The organism is Clostridium sp. CX1, assembly GCF_025398335.1.
Classification (GTDB): Bacteria; Bacillota; Clostridia; order Clostridiales; family Clostridiaceae; genus Clostridium_AM; species Clostridium_AM tanneri.
In genome coordinates, this window is sequence record NZ_JAODOO010000002.1 from 353,148 (window position 1) to 369,165 (window position 16,018).

A 16,018-nucleotide genomic window follows, 5' to 3' on the forward strand; every position below is an offset into this window, starting at 1 on the left:
AAATTAAATCTTAAATTTATATATCACACTATTTTGCCTTAACTTCCTGCCATAATTCATTCCAAGCTTTCTTAGTTGCTTCATCCTGATAAGATATAAAGTATAGTTTACTTAGCACAGCTTCGCTCATGAAGTTGTCTTCAACTAATTTTGGATCAAGAGCAGCTATTGCAAGTTTATTTGTGGGAGCTGGTCCGCCGGATTTTGCCCAGTTTTCCTGGAATTCCTTACTGGTCATAAAGTCAATGAATTTATAAGCTAGGTCTTGATTTGGTGCATTTTTCACTATACTCCAGTTATCAACCCAACCAATAGCACCTTCTTTTGGTACCACAAATTTTATTGGCTGTCCCTCTTTTTTCATGGAAGCAGATTGTCCACTCCACATAACTCCAAGGGCTACTTGGTTGTTTGCAAATAATTTAGACCACTCATCACCAGTTTTCCAATAGGTCTTGTTTAGTGGCTTTTGTTCAAGAAGTTTATTCTTAATTGCATTTAAGTCACTTGGTTTATTTGGGTTTTGTCCAAGTGCAATAGCTGTAAGCATTACTGCATCATTGAAATCATCTCTAAATCCAATTTGTCCCTTATACTTTTCATCCCATAGAACATTTACACTATCAATATTTTCTTTGATTATATTTGTGTTATAAGCTAATGCTGTAGAACCCCAAACCCATGGAACAGCATAAGTCTTTCCATTCATACTGTTTTCAGGTAAGTTCTTAAACTTATCTACTATGTTCTTATAATTTTCTAATTTATTAGTATCTATTGCTTCAAGTAAATCCTCTTTTTCTGCTACTGGAAGTACAGAAGCATTAGGAAGTACTACGTCTATTTTGCCTTTTCCATCAGTTCTTAGCTTTGTGAGTAATTCTTCTTCTGAAGACATATAAATATGTTCAACCTTACATTTATACTTGTCTTCAAATTCTTTTACTACCTCTGCTTTGTCTGAGCCATAATCCTTCCAGTTAACTACTACAAGAGTTTTAGCAGCACTATCAGACTGTTGTCCACTGGTTGCTTGATTTGACTTTAAGCCACAGCTTGTAAAACCAACTGTAAAGATAGTTGTTATCACTAGTGCCATTCCTTTTTTCAAGAAACTTTTTCTACTCATTTTTATTCCTCCTATAAATAATTAAATTAAGATATTTTTATTATTGTTATTTCTACATATGTTTACATTTCTGTATACATATGTACTATTTCTATATTCCATATATTCTATATATTCTTAAAATACCCTTCTTTTTTGCAAGAAATGGTAGTCAAAATAAGATTAGGAATGCATGCATTCCTTTCTGATTAAATATTTTATATAAAAAAATCACATGAGGTTTAATCCTCATGTGATTTTTTATTTCTATACTTTAAACTTTATACTAACCTGTACTAACATTTAAACTTATCTAAATTGTCAATGTCTGACTTTAATTGTTTTAGTAATACTAATCCTAGAAAGTATAATTGTCTTCAAGTAAATTATTAAGTTCACTATTATTAAGTACGTCTATTTCTTCTTTTTCTTCTTTATTATTCATATTTAAATCAATCATAACACTTCTTTTTTTACTTCTTGATAATTTTCTTTTATTTTTCTCTTCTAAAGCCATCTTTATTAAATTTATTGATTCTGTAGGAGTTTCACATCCTCCAAGAACTACTATGTTATTCTTATTATTATATGTTATATATGTACTTTTATAAACTTCGAATAATTTAGTCACTTCATATGGATCATATCCATCAATTTTTAAATTAATACCTAAATAATCACAATCATATAGATCTGGCTGAACAAATACACTGTTTTTTATGGCTAAATCAACAGCAGTCTTAGCATCTTTTAGGCCATCATATAACTTTAAAACAAGACCTGATCCTTCTGCTGTATTTATTCTAAATGAATCTTTATTATCAATACTACCATCAGCATGAATACCTATTATGTTATATGCCAAATCTAAACTTTCAATTACTTCATTATTAATTTCTTTGTAGGTATTTCTCTTATTATTATCTACAAACTTAACATCGCTTATTAAGTCCATTATACTATTTATATCATTCCAACACTCAATAGTATTTTTAAATGCCAATTCATCTTCCTTTAAACTAGGTAAAACAGCTACTACATTTACTTTGGCATTTGGTAATACTTTTTTTACTATTTGTATAAAGGTTTTTATTGCGCCGGAACCTGTTCCCCCAGCCATAGTTGTAAATACTACAACTACTTCTGTTAAAGGATATTTGCTTAGCAATGTTCCTATGGCATTAATATTATCTTTTAGCATTTCTTTAGATTTATTTCTATCTCTTCCTGAACCATCTGTTCCTGGATATACATATACATTTTTTATCATATCGGCATTTTTTAGTGGTTTTATATCAAATAAACTGCTATTTAAGAATAACCCATTATATCTTTGATTTTTACTTAATAATCCATCTACTATATTTCCAGCACCTTGTCCTAGTGCAACTAATAACATTTTACCTTTTTCCATAATTACTCTCCTTATTACATTATTATATACCTATTATCGAAGAAAATTTTGATAACCTTATATTTTAAATCCTTTTTTTAAAAAAATTATAATAATTACTTAAGTTTACCTCTTATCCATTCGAAAAGAGAAGGGGAGGATTAATTATTATGGATAATAAAGATAAATACATAGATACACAAAAAGTTAGTGCTAAAATTGAAAATAAAAAAAGAGGCGAAATATTGTACTATTCTATTGAACAGGTTGCTAATTTATTAAACGAAAATACTAGTAACATAAAATACTACACAAGTATATTTGACGATCTGTTAAAAATTGCAATAGTAGATAAAGAGTTACGTTATACTAGTAATGATGTTGATAAATTAGAATTCTTAATAAAATTAAAAAATAAAGGTATGTCTCTTAAAGAGATTCAGAGCTATTGTAATAAGCTGCCTTTAAATGGTACTGAAGTCCAGGAAAGCAATTTATTATCTGTTGAAGAACTTATTGATTTAATTAAAGAAGAACAACAAATTCAACTTAATAATTTTAAAGTTCAATTAATGAATGATATGCAAAACTCCAATTCATTATATCTTCAAAATATTACTACTGCAATCATTGAAGTTCAAAATAAGACTCTTGATGAATTTAAACAAAATTTATCTATGGAAATTAAAGAATATATAGATTCAAAATTTGATGATTTTAATGAAATTAACATAAATTCACATGACAAACTTCTTGCTAAAATTACAGGATTTATGTCAGAAAAAATTGACAGCAAAAATGATGAATTAAAACTTAATTTACAAAATGATTTCAACACATTTGTTCAATCATCTTTAACTAATAGTGAGCGTTTAATAAAAGAAGTTAAAGATTTTAAAAGAGTTATACAGGATGCTTATTTTACTCAATATCAAGTAGAAATTGATAATGCTAATACAGGCTTTTTAGGTAAATTACTTCAAATGATTAAGGCTAAATAATATTTTTAAGAGGATTAATCTTATACTCTTTTTTAACTGTGCTGTTAATAATTTTATATATTTTCTTTTAACAATCAATTTAAAATTAGTAGCTTTCAATGCTTAACCAGCATGACAATGCATATCGTACCCATCTTTGGTTAATAATATATATATGGCAATGCTTAGGAGCAACCTAATCATTTATGCTGCTCCATACAGAAACGGATAGTTCCAAACTATCCGTTTTGTCCGCTTCTAGTAAAGCCTAACCAATGAACCTCATTGATTTGAATTCTGTAAATATAATTTAGTTTTGGTTAGATCATTTATTACTGTTTGTCATTCCTCTCCAAACTTATTTATAAATATCAAACCATCCCTTTCTTTTAAACCATAAAAACATAAGTACTGCAATGCCAAACATAAAAAATAAGGCTGCAAAATATCCATATCTCCATCTAAGCTCTGGCATATAGTCAAAGTTCATTCCATAAACTCCTGCAATAAAAGTAAGTGGTATGAATATTGTGGAGATAACTGTTAAAACCATCATGTTAGTATTCATTCTATTAGAGTTTATTGACATATAACTATCCCGCATATCTGCCGTTATATCTCTGTTAGCTTCTATCATTTCAGATAACTTCAGCAGATGATCATGTACATCTGCAAAATAAAATTTATTTTCTTTGAACCAGTTTAACCGTTCCGAGTTAACTATTCTATATAGTAAATCTCTCATAGAGTTTACAATCCTTCTTAACTGCAGCAAATCTCCTCTAATGTCAAATACCTGGTCAACTAACTTGTATACAGATAAGTGATCAACATTATTGTCAATTTTCTCTAGACTGTCTTCTATTTTATATATTGCAGGAAAAAACTGATCCACAACTTTATCTAGTATGGAGTAGGCAACATAGGTAGGTCCCTCTTCCCATGCCCTTTTATTCACTGATATTCTCTCCCAGGCATGATCTAGTTCATCTTGATGGGTCCTATGTACAGAAACAATATAATTTGCTCCCACAAACAATCCTATATCTTCAGGGCATAGTGTTTCTTTGTTTAATGCATTTATAACAAAAAAATCGTAATCTCCATAATAATCAAGTTTTGGTCTATTTGATATCTGCAGACAATCTTCTATGGCTAAAGGATGAAAGCCAAAGTGATATCTAAGAAGCTTTTGTTCACCTTCATTAGGTTCTTCCATGTCTACCCAGTACCAACTTATATCTGGATCTGATAAGCTGTCAATGGATGTATAATTCTTTAATTCTAAGTTTTTACTTACAGTTATTATGCGAATCAAGTGTTTTCACCTCAGTTATATCAATTATTGTCTAGCTGCTGATAAAATGCTTTCAAAACTTCTTTCATTTCCTCAGGCAGCAGTTCCTTAGCTCCTTTAAGTATATAATCTGGAATTTCCTTATAATAGGCTTCTGCAATGCCTCCAGTTATGCAGGCAATGGTATCACTGTCACCACCTATGGATATTGCATTTCTTATAGCATCTTCATAATCAGTGGATTCCAAAAAGCTTCTTATAGCCTGTGGAACACTTCCCTGACATGAAACATCAAAGCTATACCAGCTTCTGATACTTTCTAGGCTTTCCTCTAAATTATATCCAAAATTCTTTTCAACATAATCCTTTATTTCATCTTTTTTTCTACCCTTCCTTGCAAGGAATATTGAAGCAGCTGTTGCCTTTGCCCCCTTTATTCCTTCTAGGTGATTATGTGTTACAGCAGCACTTTCCTCTGCTTTAGCAAGAACTTCTTCAATAGAATTATAGTAAAAGCCAACAGGACTAACTCTCATAGCAGAGCCATTACCATAGCTGCCATAGGGTTCTCTTTCGTCAAGCATCGCCCATCTCATGAAGCTGCCTCCAAAACCTGCATTAGAATATTTCCTAAACCAGTATTTGTAACTTTCAGAGAAAGACTTGTCCTTAATAATAGCCTCCATTGTTGCAACTGTAAGTACTGAATCATCAGTAAACCTTGATTTTGGAGAGAACAACTCAAAACTTTTAGTTTTTATATTGTTCCACTCATACACAGATCCTATTATATCTCCAGTTATTGCTCCAAGCATATTCTTCACCCTCCTTATGCTTTAAATTATTCCTCTACTGGTTATATGAGTATTTTACTCCAATTATATCAAAAATATTTCAAAAAACTCTAATAATATGATAATATAGCCACCGACTAATTATAGACCGGTGGCTTTCTCTTTAAAGATACTACTGAAAAATATGGTTTAGAATTTACATATTTCTAGATTGAATCTCCTTCACAATTTTATCTATAAGTTCCTGTACTTCAAAGCCTCCTCTTCCACTAATCATTTCAAGAGTTGCTATTGAAGACATAGTTTTAAAGATAACTGGATTCTTTAGTTTACTGAATTTAGGTGATAGGTTAACTAAAAATTCTTTTATAAAAGGATATTTATTTACTAATTCTCCAAGGGTAGTTTCCTCTGTAATACCATATATATTTTCAATTGTATCTTTATTTTCCTTTTTACTTTCCGACTTTTTATTGTTCCAAGATAGAAGCCTTTGACTGCCAGTTAGGCCTCTTATTTTAGTTGCATCCTGTACCATTTCTAGTACTCCTCTGAAGTTTCCTTCACTGTCTCTTACAGCATTATATAGTATATATATGAACTTTCCGTCAAGTTCTAGCCAAAATTCAGCTTCATCATGCTCTCCTTCTCTAAAGGCTCTGACTATTTCCTGAACGGTATCTACACTCTCCCTTGGATGGCAATTCTGTACCTTTCTTCCAATAACTCCTGGACTTCTTGGAAACACTCTATGACTAACATCATTGTAGAACTTTACAATTTCATTTTCATCTACAAAAGATATATCTACATTAAGGTGCTTAAAAATAAGGTTTATCTGATCAAGAGTAAGTTTTCCTTCGCTAACTTCTAATTCTGCCTCATTAGAATGGGCTGTAAATAGACCATGTTTTTCCAATACCTTTGAAAGGTCCTTAAGTAGTTCATCCTTTTGAAAATTAGCAGTATTCTTTTCTTTCCTATTACCGTAAGGAGGAGGTGTTTCAATCAAGCAATAGCCAATCTCGTCATCTCCCTCTCTCATTTTAACAAAGTCTTCCTCAGAAAGAAGATCCATGGACGTTGGAAATAAGATTTCTTCTTCCTTCACCATCATATCCTCTACTCTTTCTATAACTTCCTCTTGAAGCCTTAAAAACTCCTCATCTTTATCTTCTTTTAAGTATCCTTTAGCCTTTTTGATTATATCTCTTATCTCATTGTCTAATGTCCACATAATTTTTGAAGGTTTATCAAAGCCCTTGCTTTCTAATGCGGCAAATAACTGATTTTGCTTTCTAGAAAAATGAATATTTATTTGTTCTAGTTTCTCATAGAGTTCTTCCCATTGATTTTTTATAAATTTGTTCTTCAGCATAGACCTCATTTTATTTAATACTGCTCTTATAGCCCTTACTTCATCTAAATAAGTTCTAATTGGGTGTCCAACAGGTAAATCCAGCTTATTACTTACAAGTATTCCATCGAAAATTTCTAAAAGTTCCTCCATTTTTTCCAATAATAAATCATTGGAAATTCCCTTCTCCTCAATGTATTGTTCACAAACTGCAAACTCCTGAGCTGTTACCTCTTTGAAGGAATTCTGCACTTTCTTTTTAGCTTCTTTTAAAGATAAATTCCCCTTTAAATAATCAACCTCTATATTCATTATTTTTTGTATTTTTTCTTCATCAAATTTTAAATTTTCTCCTATACCAATCTTATCACCTTCAACCTTAGGCCAGAAATAAACATGAAATTCATCATCGCTTATTTTTTCTACCTGTTTATCAAAGCCCTTATCCTCCATCATTTTGTACATAGGAAAAGGCTCAAAATCTTTAATTATATGTATTCCTTCATTAGGTTTCAATTCTTGAATTGCCTTTGTAATACAGTCTCTGAAAGATTCATGCTCTCCACGGCCATCTATAGTGATATAATTTATTTCTTTTCTCATACCTTTACCAACCTTCCTCCCTATAGTTGATTTGTAGTTTTAATAAACAGCACTAGTTTTATTATGATATTTTATTAAAACCTTCATCCTCATTAGTGTTCCTAATATTTAGGTTATCTATTATAGTAATAAATTACCATAGGTATGTTACGTTAAAAATTTAAAAGCCAATGCTTAGGTTTTATTAAGCATTGGCTTTTGAATTTTTATTTAAAGTTCTCTTATATTAATTTCCATAGTCATTAATTGGCAAATTGGCTGCGTTTATTATAACTAATCCTCTTGCATACAGTTTTATAAACCCAAAGTGCATTTATAAGCAGCAATATACTAGTGATAAAAAATACATATCGGATACCAAAGTAGGCTGCCACCTGTCCTCCAAGTATTGAGCCAGCAAAGGTACCTAAATATTGTGCAGACATGCTAAAGCCAAAAACTCTTCCTGTAAGAGAATTAGGCGTTATCTTCTTAATTAGTACATTAACCGATGGAGTAAGCCCAGCTGTAGCTAGTCCTAGCAGAAAACGAAGTACTGTCAGCTGAAAAGGACTTTTTACAAAAGCCTGTGGTATAAATATAATTCCTGCTGCTATCAGAGCTGCTAACATTACCTTTTGTGCTCCAATTCTATCTGAAAGCTTTCCTAATCTAGGTGCTGCTATAATACTTGATAAGCCTGAAGCTGAAAAAGCTATTCCAGATATCAGTGCAATGTGTTCTGTATTTTGAGATAGCTGAGTAATATACACAGTTATAATTGGCTCTATTGAATAAAATGCTAATTGCAAAATAAAAGCTGTTATAAACATAGTAACAAGCAAAGCAGGATTTGGAATCAGGTCCCAAACCTCTTTAAATTTAAGAACTTTTCTATCGGACTTTCTAAAGTTCTCCTTTACAAAAATATAGGTTAATGCAAATACTATTAACATCAACACACCTGTCATAAAAAATATACTTCTAAGTCCTATAGTTTCTTCTAAATAACCACCTACCATTGGTCCTAACAAGGAACCTGAGATAGATGAGGTTGCAATTACGCCTAAGGCCCAACCGGCATGCTCCTTATCTGTTTGAGTTGCAATAAGTGTAGTACAAGCAGTACTGTAGCCTGCAACAACTCCCTGGAGCATTCTTAATATCATTAACTGATATACATTTTGTACAAATCCCATGCAGAATATTACCACTGCCATTCCAAGACTTGCACGTAAAAGCATTGGTTTTCGACCGAATTTGTCTGCAGCTTGCCCCCAAATTGGCGAAAAGATTGCTAGAATTATAAAGGTAACTCCAAAAGTAATTCCTGACATCTGTTCAATCTGCGCTGTATCGTGAACACCCAGCTGGCCTATATAAAGGGGCAGCACAGGGGCAATTTGACTAAGCCCTATGGCTGTTACAAACATTCCAAACCAGCAAACTATTAAATTTCTTTTCCAGATTTCCATAAACTTAAGCCTTCCTTCTTTGATAATTCCATTTAAGCATTATAATATTTAGTAATTGTACCTTGATTATACTTTGTGAAAGGGCTTAAATCCATGTATCAAATTAAACTCCATGGACATTTTTGCTATAATATTCTGAAGGACTTTTGCCTTCAATTTTTTTAAATATACGACTAAAGTAAAATTCGTCTTTAAATCCCAGCAGTTCAGCTACCTCTTTTATCTTTTTATCTCCTTCGCTTATAAATTCCTTTCCTTTATCAATTTTAATCTTATTAAAGAATTCAATTACAGAATATCCTGTAGTTTCTTTAAAGGTCCTAGATAAGTAGGCTGGAGACAGCTGAACTAACTCTGACAATTCGGTAAGAGTTAGTCTCCTATTTATATTTTCATGCATATATTTAATAATTTTTTCTACTTTTAAAGATGTTGAATAGTTAGTGTTTTTCTTTTTTATATTCCCAAAAATCTCATATAGCAGCTGCTGAAGCATTGCTTTACAAATAAGCTCGTACCCTGGAAACTTTTCAGTCCAACACCTAATTAGCCTTTTGAATGTATCAATAATAGGATAGTAATCCTTTAATTCTTGCATATGCTCTAATGGAAGTAATTTATTTTCCTCCTTAATGCTCCATTTGGAATCATTATAATCTACCTCTGCGTAGCTAAAATGAATGGACAAAAAACACATTGGATCATCAATATCTGTTTCTATGGAATGAAGTAACTCTGGATGAAAGTAAAACAACATCCCCTTCTTAATAAAATATCTCTTGTTTTCCACTGTAATAATTCCTTTTCCATCGGATATAAGTAATAATTCATGGTGTTGAATTTTTCTAGTTATTCTTCTTGGAAATTTCCACTCTTCCTTTGATTCTCTATGGTTGCAATAATGAATGTAGAAATATAGTTTACTTATTTTCATATTTGCCTCCAATTTTAGTTTTCAATTCTTTTATTATAACAAATTATGTGTTTTATGCTATATTAGAACTGTATCAATATATAAACTATTAATCAACTTAATGATTAAGTTGGAATACCATATTATAAAAAAGAAAGAATAACTATATATTATTTATTATAAAATAAAGGTTAGGTGATGATTAAAAATGAAACCAATTATGATGTTTATTACTAGCTGGTGCCCTTACTGTAAAACTGCAGCTTCTTGGATAGAAGATATAAAAAGAGAAAATCCCAAATATGCAGATATTGAAGTTAAAATAATAGATGAAGAACTTGAGCCATCTATAGCTAAGCAGTATGATTACTATTACGTGCCTACCTACTTTGTTGATGAAGTTAAAATCCATGAAGGAGCTACTTCTAAGAATCAGCTTATAGATGCCTTTGAAGCCGCTTCTAAATAGTAATTATAAGGGGATGCTTCTCTGACTTAATAAAAAAAAGCCTCTTGCAGTGATAAGTTATAAAATAATTATAACCATTATCACTGCATAGAGGCTTTTAAAATTTATTATTTTTTAAATATACCAAAAGGCTTTCCTATAGGTAAAAATACTCTTCCAAAGTGAGGATTTAACACAGATGCAGCTGCCCCATAAAAAGAAGCCATAGATATTAAAAATTCTGCAATTGCTGCCATCTTATGTGGGAATTCCCCCATCACTCCAAAGGAATCAAGAGTTAAACCTAGGAATAAGAAGTTTATAAGGAAAAATATTATAAATAATGACTTATTTGTTTCCGCAGCACCTATAGTCATGAAAATAGTGAATATTAAATACCCTAAAAATGCAAATCCAAGTTGCTTAGTGTCTATTGATGCTACAAGCCCCTGTCCAAATACTCCTGCCTTAATCATCCATGAAGCTGCCACTGCAAACCAGAAAAATGCATAAGCACCAAAGGCAGTTGTTCCAAAAGTGTTTTGTCTTTTAGAATCATTTATACAGGCAAATAACTGAGCAAATCCTCCTAGAAATATTGCCCACGGAATAACAAAAGAAACTCCTTCTGTAAGTCCAAGTTTTTGAGATGATGCTACAAGTGTTACCATAGCTAGTCCAAATAACCCTAAAGCTGATGGATCACAATTAGCGATCTTAACATTTTGTGTTTGATTAGTATTCATATAAATCCTCCTAAAAATAATTACTATAAGACATTATCAAAATTTGTCGATAACGTCAATGTTTTTATTTGGTTTACTTTATTTTTAGTTTGCATAATATTTTATTTGTAAACAAATATAGCATTAATGATCTATAATACATTTCAATTGGGTAAATCGCTAACTTTAGGATTAGATTACCATGAATATATCCCTTGAATGAGAACTTTAATTATGTTATTATAGTCTAGCAGCAAGGAAATAACTTAATTAAAGATAAAATTCGTGCTAGATGGGGAGCCAGCGGTGCCCTGTAACCTGCAATCCGCTACAGCAGGATTGAATTCCCACTATAGGCTTTACTTTGCTCAGTCTGCCTAATCAAAGTGGTATTGAGAATTGGGTCCCATGCAGCAGAAGCTCATGAAATCCGTCAGATCCGGAAGGAAGCAGCGGTAAGTGATCACTTCTGAGTGCCGTGGATAAACCTGGTTTGAGCTAACTAGATTAGTAACGTGGGTAGGGTAATTGTCGATAGTGGGTGCACGAAGTACATAGATTATATTTAGAATTTTTAAAGCCAATGCTTATGTTGTGAGCATTGGCTTTTTTACTTTCTAGCAGTCAGTACTTGTTCCTATTCCCTAAATAGCTACATCCTGATTCCATAAACTAAAACTGTTATTTTCCCATTTTAAAGTGTTTAAAACATATCCTAAGGAATCTGCATTAAACCTGCCCGCTATTTTTTGATATGCTAACAATTCATATATTCCATCATAGTTAAAGTCCACAGGGTACAGTCCGCTTAATGGATTCACAAAGCCACTTATTGGCTCCTTAAGCTTGCCATTTTTATCATATATTTCATTTAGGTATTCTTCTCCTCTAAGAGATATGTCTATAATATATTTCTTATTATTTTTTCTACTTATAACTTCTACTTTATAATTATCTTTATAGGTAACATCGTATTTATATTCTTCATTATACACATTGAAATCAAATATTAATTTTGGTGTATTATTAATAAAGGAATAAACATAGTGATACATTATTGCACCGCTTCCTCCAGAATCAATACTGATTAAGATATCCTTTACCTTGTCTCCATTAAAATCTCCCAAAAATATTCTCGGATTATATCCAGCATTTTCACTTAGCGGCACAGTAGTAAGCCTTCCTGTTCTCCCATCCTGTACTACAAGGGTTATATTTTGAATAAACCCACTCATAGGTGTTCTAGTGCCTGTGAGGAATACAGTATCTGGTATTCTATCCCCGTTCACATCTCCTCTTGTGCTAAAGACTATAACAGGACTCATTGCATTTGCTCTAAAATAACAATTATACATAATTCTCTCCTTAATCATAGATATCCATAATATTTTATGAATTCAAGCAGAGAATTGCTACCAATGTCCCCAGCTTTTTTAGATTAATACATTAGTTAAGCATCTTTCTATTGAATTTATCCAATACTATTCTTCTTAGCCTGCTTTTAAGTGCTCTAAAAGTTTTTAGGCGCTATATTATATAAATAGGCACTTAATAGCCCTAATAAAGCTATCATTCCGAAATAGGTGATTGCAAAAAATAATCTTGCTGACTTATCAACCTCATAATATTTTTTATTTTCATCCTTATAATATTTGTAAATTTGTACTGCTCCCATTATCAAAAATATTAATATTATGGAGTTAAAAGATTTTATTAGAGCAAATATCATTACAGGAATTCCCAAAATCCATAAAGCCGGTGATATGGCAGTTACAATACGGCCGCCATCTAGAGGATGAATTGGAATAAGATTGAATAAATTTAATATGAATCCCGTATAAGCCAAAGCTAAGAATAACTCTTGCTTAGTATAATAATATACTGCCAAAGCTCCAACTGCACTTATGCTTCCTAGTAAAGGCCCTCCTATTGCAACCCAAGCCTCTGTTTTCGCATCCTTCGGTTCCTCTTTCATAGATATAAAAGCCCCTACAAAGGGTATGAATATTGGAGCACTTACCTTCAAGTTAATTTTTTTTGCTGCAAAATAATGACCCATTTCATGCATGAATATTAGTAAGACAAAACCTGCTGCAAAAGCCATACCATATATTTTCGCATATACCCAAATCATAAGCATCATAGAACCAAAAGTAGAAAGTAGCTTGCCCAATTTAAGAAATACTATTAACCCCTTAAGTTTCAAAAAGATAAAGCCTAATTTACCTATAATCTTAAGTTTAGCTAAAGCTGCAACTCCAATCCCTAGGGCTGCTAGTATACCTTTTTTCTTTTTCTTAGCCTTTTCTGTGTCTTCTGCAATAGTTACAAAATCAACACCATTCTCATTTCTGACCTCTATTTTACTATTGTCGTCCATTATCCCACCCCTTATTAAAAAATATTAAAAAGTATTAGTAACCATATTATATAATTATATATACATTATTATAGGTGAGATATATCAAATAATCAACTATTCCTATGCCCTAAAAATCCTTTCATAGGTTCAATTTATGCCTATAAATAGAAATAGTGTTAACTTGCTCCATTTACCATTTACTTGGTATCATTTTCGATAAGTAAGAAAATCTATAGTTTGTTTGGAAGGCTCTACTATGTTGGGTGCCTCTGCTTTAATCAATACTTAGAATTGGCTATTAACTTAAAAATAGTTACGAAAAGCACTCAGTTTGTATTTAGCTGAGTGCTTTTATCTAATTCTCTATATTAACCTGTTAACCACTGCTCTAAAACTATCTTAAGCTGTGGATGCATAGGTTTATGGAGTTCACTTTTATATTGTTTCATTATATCTAAAACTGTCTTTTCCCCACTAAACTCTTTTAACATGTGATCCATATTTTTTATAACCACTGCTTTAATATTGTCTTTTTTAAGGCTCTCTACTACTTTTAAATCCTCTGCATTGGCCTGCACATCTTTATCTCCTGTAACTGCTAGAATAGGACACTTTGCATCACTTAAAGCCTTTAATATATCTTCACTGCTGTATTTGAAATGCTCCCTAAACCACTTTGCAGGAACCTTTTTACCCTTTAATCTTATTGTGTCTTCTGTAGAGTTTATCATTTTATTAAATAAATCCTCCTGCTGCTTTCTTATAGTGCTTTCCCTTACAGCAAGTCTTAATAGAAACCCTTTTAGACCTTTCTTATGTTTTACTTCCTCTAAAATTTGAGCATTTTGATATTTCATAGGTGCCCATAAGTTCGTACCTGCTCCAGCAAGCAGTACTAAACCAGCTGAGGGGTTTATAGTATTAGCAATAGTAGCTAATATACAGCCTTCACTATGACCTACCAATATAATTTTATCTCTGTCAACTTTAGGATGATTTTGCAGAAACTTAATATTACTTAATATATCATTTATCAAATCTGACATTCCAACGGTAAGTGGATCTCCCTCACTTTCACCTACAGCTCTCTTATCATATCTAAGAGTTATAAAACCTAGGCTTGTAACAAAATGAGCTAATTCCTTATATATATTAGCCTCCATTGGAGGCTTTTTCATATTTCCATCTCTATCTGCACCGCCAGAACCATTGACAATCAAAACTGCTGGAAATTTTTCAGCTTCACTGTTAGGTACTGTTAAGGTTCCTTTTAAAACTACATCACCTTTTATAGTTACTTGCTCTTCTATAAAGTCAACCTTCATAATGCTATCTCCTTTCAATGTTTATCTATCTTTTCGTAAATATGCAAGGTGCAACCTGCACAGACTAGGTTGTGTCCTTTAAAAATTTATCTCCCAGGCATAGTTATTGTTGAAATATATCCACTTACCTGCATATATGTTTTTAAACTAAATATTATTGTACTAGATATTGTTTTAAAAAACCTAAAAGGACTGCCGCACTAAAATAATTAGTACCACAGCCTTTCAATTCTTAGCTAGCTTTATGCTATCTTGTGTTCAAATTTAAGACCAATCTTTAGTATATTAAGATTAAGCATTGGCTTTTGAACTTTTATTTAAATAGCTGTTTCTGCTATTTTTTCTATTTCCATGGCTGATGAAGTTAATTCCTCCATAGATGAAGAAATTTCTTCTGTAGCAGAAGCCTGTTGTTCTCCAATCTCAGCAACTCCTGATAAGGTACTAACCATATTTGACACACTAGTTTCAATAGATTTAAGAATTACATTAATATCTTTTACAGATCTAACACTATTATCCGCCATTTTTCGTATTTCATTAGCAACTACAGTAAAACCTTTTCCATGTTCACCAGCACGGGCTGCTTCTATAGCTGCATTTAATCCAAGTAAATTTGAACTTGTTGCTATTTGGTTAACAAATTGCAATATTTCAGATGTTTTTTTAATTTCACTGATTACAGCATCTCCAATATCCTTTAAAGAATCTAAATCTTGTGAAAGCTTTACAGATGTATTGGCAAGTTCCTCTATTGTACTGCCTATTTCTTCTGATGTGGAAGCAATTGTTTCGGAAGCATTATGTAATATTTGTTGTGTATTAACACTTACACCTAAGGCAATTGCACCAATAATATCTCCATTTTTATTTTTAATTGGAGTAGCACTGGACTTTGTTGGCGTTCCATAAATATCAGAAGATAAAACTTGTACTACTTTTTTACCAGTCTGCTGGCATTTATAAAATCCAGATTCATGAGGAATAAAATTTCCTACGGAAATTTTTGCATCAACCTCTTTTCCTGGAAGATAATATACAAACTTTTCTTTATCAGATATAGCAAACATACAATCCATAGGTAGAGTAGATTGTATAAGAGGCAGTGTTTTTATTAAATTAGCAATAATATCTTCTTCTTGATTCTTAATTAAATTCTCCATATTAATTCCCATCCTTTACTACAATAACAAATATGACATAATTATATCATATATGACAAAATTTGTTGAGATAAAATTAAGTTGTTTTTGACGTTT

Annotated in this window: 14 protein-coding genes and 1 other RNA gene; 3 read left to right on the forward strand and 12 right to left on the reverse strand. The window is 31.6% G+C overall.

Annotated elements, in window-relative coordinates:
* Window positions 1-28: 28 nt before the first annotated feature.
* Entirely contained in the window at window positions 29-1,129 is a 1,101-nt protein-coding gene (locus N4T77_RS03555; RefSeq protein ID WP_261670365.1) for an ABC transporter substrate-binding protein, read from the reverse strand.
* 337 nt (window positions 1,130-1,466) lie between these two features.
* Window positions 1,467-2,522 carry a tubulin-like doman-containing protein gene (locus tag N4T77_RS03560; RefSeq protein WP_261670366.1) on the reverse strand — a complete coding sequence of 352 codons (1,056 nt, stop codon included), beginning with the start codon at window positions 2,520-2,522 and terminating at the stop codon, window positions 1,467-1,469.
* 149 nt (window positions 2,523-2,671) lie between these two features.
* On the opposite strand from N4T77_RS03560, the gene N4T77_RS03565 reads away from it, so the two are divergent.
* Window positions 2,672-3,502: a helix-turn-helix domain-containing protein gene (locus N4T77_RS03565; protein WP_261670367.1), complete on the forward strand. Its 831-nt coding sequence runs from the start codon at window positions 2,672-2,674 to the stop codon at window positions 3,500-3,502.
* Between the two features lie 337 nt (window positions 3,503-3,839).
* On the opposite strand, the gene corA is transcribed toward N4T77_RS03565, so the two are convergent.
* The 5 genes from corA to N4T77_RS03590 form a co-directional block, all read right to left on the reverse strand.
* Window positions 3,840-4,799 (reverse strand): magnesium/cobalt transporter CorA, encoded by a 960-nt coding sequence (corA, locus tag N4T77_RS03570; protein WP_261670368.1) that lies wholly within the window; start codon window positions 4,797-4,799, stop codon window positions 3,840-3,842.
* Window positions 4,800-4,819: 20 nt separating this feature from the next.
* Complete coding sequence (locus tag N4T77_RS03575; protein WP_261670369.1) at window positions 4,820-5,593, reverse strand: ADP-ribosylglycohydrolase family protein; 774 nt, start codon at window positions 5,591-5,593, stop codon at window positions 4,820-4,822.
* A 175-nt stretch (window positions 5,594-5,768) separates the two neighbouring features.
* Window positions 5,769-7,532: a PAS domain-containing protein gene (locus N4T77_RS03580; RefSeq protein ID WP_261670370.1), complete on the reverse strand. Its 1,764-nt coding sequence runs from the start codon at window positions 7,530-7,532 to the stop codon at window positions 5,769-5,771.
* A gap of 242 nt (window positions 7,533-7,774) precedes the next feature.
* Window positions 7,775-8,986 (reverse strand): multidrug efflux MFS transporter, encoded by a 1,212-nt coding sequence (locus N4T77_RS03585; RefSeq protein ID WP_261670371.1) that lies wholly within the window; start codon window positions 8,984-8,986, stop codon window positions 7,775-7,777.
* A 103-nt stretch (window positions 8,987-9,089) separates the two neighbouring features.
* Entirely contained in the window at window positions 9,090-9,920 is an 831-nt protein-coding gene (locus N4T77_RS03590; RefSeq protein WP_261670372.1) for an AraC family transcriptional regulator, read from the reverse strand.
* Window positions 9,921-10,107: 187 nt separating this feature from the next.
* Here N4T77_RS03590 and N4T77_RS03595 point away from each other — a divergent pair, with 187 nt between their 5' ends.
* On the forward strand, window positions 10,108-10,368 hold the full coding sequence (locus N4T77_RS03595) for a thioredoxin family protein (RefSeq protein ID WP_261670373.1): 261 nt from the start codon (window positions 10,108-10,110) through the stop codon (window positions 10,366-10,368).
* A gap of 107 nt (window positions 10,369-10,475) precedes the next feature.
* Here N4T77_RS03595 and N4T77_RS03600 read toward each other — a convergent pair whose 3' ends face one another.
* Window positions 10,476-11,093 carry an acetate uptake transporter gene (locus N4T77_RS03600; protein WP_261670374.1) on the reverse strand — a complete coding sequence of 206 codons (618 nt, stop codon included), beginning with the start codon at window positions 11,091-11,093 and terminating at the stop codon, window positions 10,476-10,478.
* A gap of 262 nt (window positions 11,094-11,355) precedes the next feature.
* Here N4T77_RS03600 and ffs point away from each other — a divergent pair.
* An RNA gene (gene ffs, locus N4T77_RS03605) (signal recognition particle sRNA large type) lies at window positions 11,356-11,621 on the forward strand.
* 95 nt (window positions 11,622-11,716) lie between these two features.
* On the opposite strand, the gene N4T77_RS03610 is transcribed toward ffs, so the two are convergent.
* The 4 genes from N4T77_RS03610 to N4T77_RS03625 form a co-directional block, all read right to left on the reverse strand.
* Window positions 11,717-12,427, reverse strand: coding sequence for a VCBS repeat-containing protein (locus N4T77_RS03610; RefSeq protein WP_261670375.1), 711 nt, complete (start codon window positions 12,425-12,427; stop codon window positions 11,717-11,719).
* A gap of 155 nt (window positions 12,428-12,582) precedes the next feature.
* Entirely contained in the window at window positions 12,583-13,452 is an 870-nt protein-coding gene (locus N4T77_RS03615; RefSeq protein WP_261670376.1) for a site-2 protease family protein, read from the reverse strand.
* Between the two features lie 350 nt (window positions 13,453-13,802).
* Window positions 13,803-14,759, reverse strand: a complete 957-nt coding sequence (locus N4T77_RS03620) for an alpha/beta hydrolase (RefSeq protein WP_261670377.1) — start codon at window positions 14,757-14,759, stop codon at window positions 13,803-13,805.
* A 317-nt stretch (window positions 14,760-15,076) separates the two neighbouring features.
* Entirely contained in the window at window positions 15,077-15,922 is an 846-nt protein-coding gene (locus N4T77_RS03625; RefSeq protein WP_261670378.1) for a methyl-accepting chemotaxis protein, read from the reverse strand.
* Between the last annotated feature and the right edge of the window lie 96 nt (window positions 15,923-16,018).

What these genes read in the sequence shown, in the direction of transcription:
- N4T77_RS03555 (WP_261670365.1), bottom strand. Translation starts at nt 1,129, where the DNA reads ATGAGTAGAAAAAGTTTCTTGAAAAAAGGAATGGCACTAGTGATAACA.
- N4T77_RS03560 (WP_261670366.1), bottom strand. Translation starts at nt 2,522, where the DNA reads ATGGAAAAAGGTAAAATGTTATTAGTTGCACTAGGACAAGGTGCTGGA.
- N4T77_RS03565 (WP_261670367.1), top strand. Translation starts at nt 2,672, where the DNA reads ATGGATAATAAAGATAAATACATAGATACACAAAAAGTTAGTGCTAAA.
- N4T77_RS03575 (WP_261670369.1), bottom strand. Translation starts at nt 5,593, where the DNA reads ATGCTTGGAGCAATAACTGGAGATATAATAGGATCTGTGTATGAGTGG.
- N4T77_RS03580 (WP_261670370.1), bottom strand. Translation starts at nt 7,532, where the DNA reads ATGAGAAAAGAAATAAATTATATCACTATAGATGGCCGTGGAGAGCAT.
- N4T77_RS03585 (WP_261670371.1), bottom strand. Translation starts at nt 8,986, where the DNA reads ATGGAAATCTGGAAAAGAAATTTAATAGTTTGCTGGTTTGGAATGTTT.
- N4T77_RS03590 (WP_261670372.1), bottom strand. Translation starts at nt 9,920, where the DNA reads ATGAAAATAAGTAAACTATATTTCTACATTCATTATTGCAACCATAGA.
- N4T77_RS03595 (WP_261670373.1), top strand. Translation starts at nt 10,108, where the DNA reads ATGAAACCAATTATGATGTTTATTACTAGCTGGTGCCCTTACTGTAAA.
- N4T77_RS03600 (WP_261670374.1), bottom strand. Translation starts at nt 11,093, where the DNA reads ATGAATACTAATCAAACACAAAATGTTAAGATCGCTAATTGTGATCCA.
- N4T77_RS03610 (WP_261670375.1), bottom strand. Translation starts at nt 12,427, where the DNA reads ATGTATAATTGTTATTTTAGAGCAAATGCAATGAGTCCTGTTATAGTC.
- N4T77_RS03615 (WP_261670376.1), bottom strand. Translation starts at nt 13,452, where the DNA reads ATGGACGACAATAGTAAAATAGAGGTCAGAAATGAGAATGGTGTTGAT.
- N4T77_RS03620 (WP_261670377.1), bottom strand. Translation starts at nt 14,759, where the DNA reads ATGAAGGTTGACTTTATAGAAGAGCAAGTAACTATAAAAGGTGATGTA.
- N4T77_RS03625 (WP_261670378.1), bottom strand. Translation starts at nt 15,922, where the DNA reads ATGGAGAATTTAATTAAGAATCAAGAAGAAGATATTATTGCTAATTTA.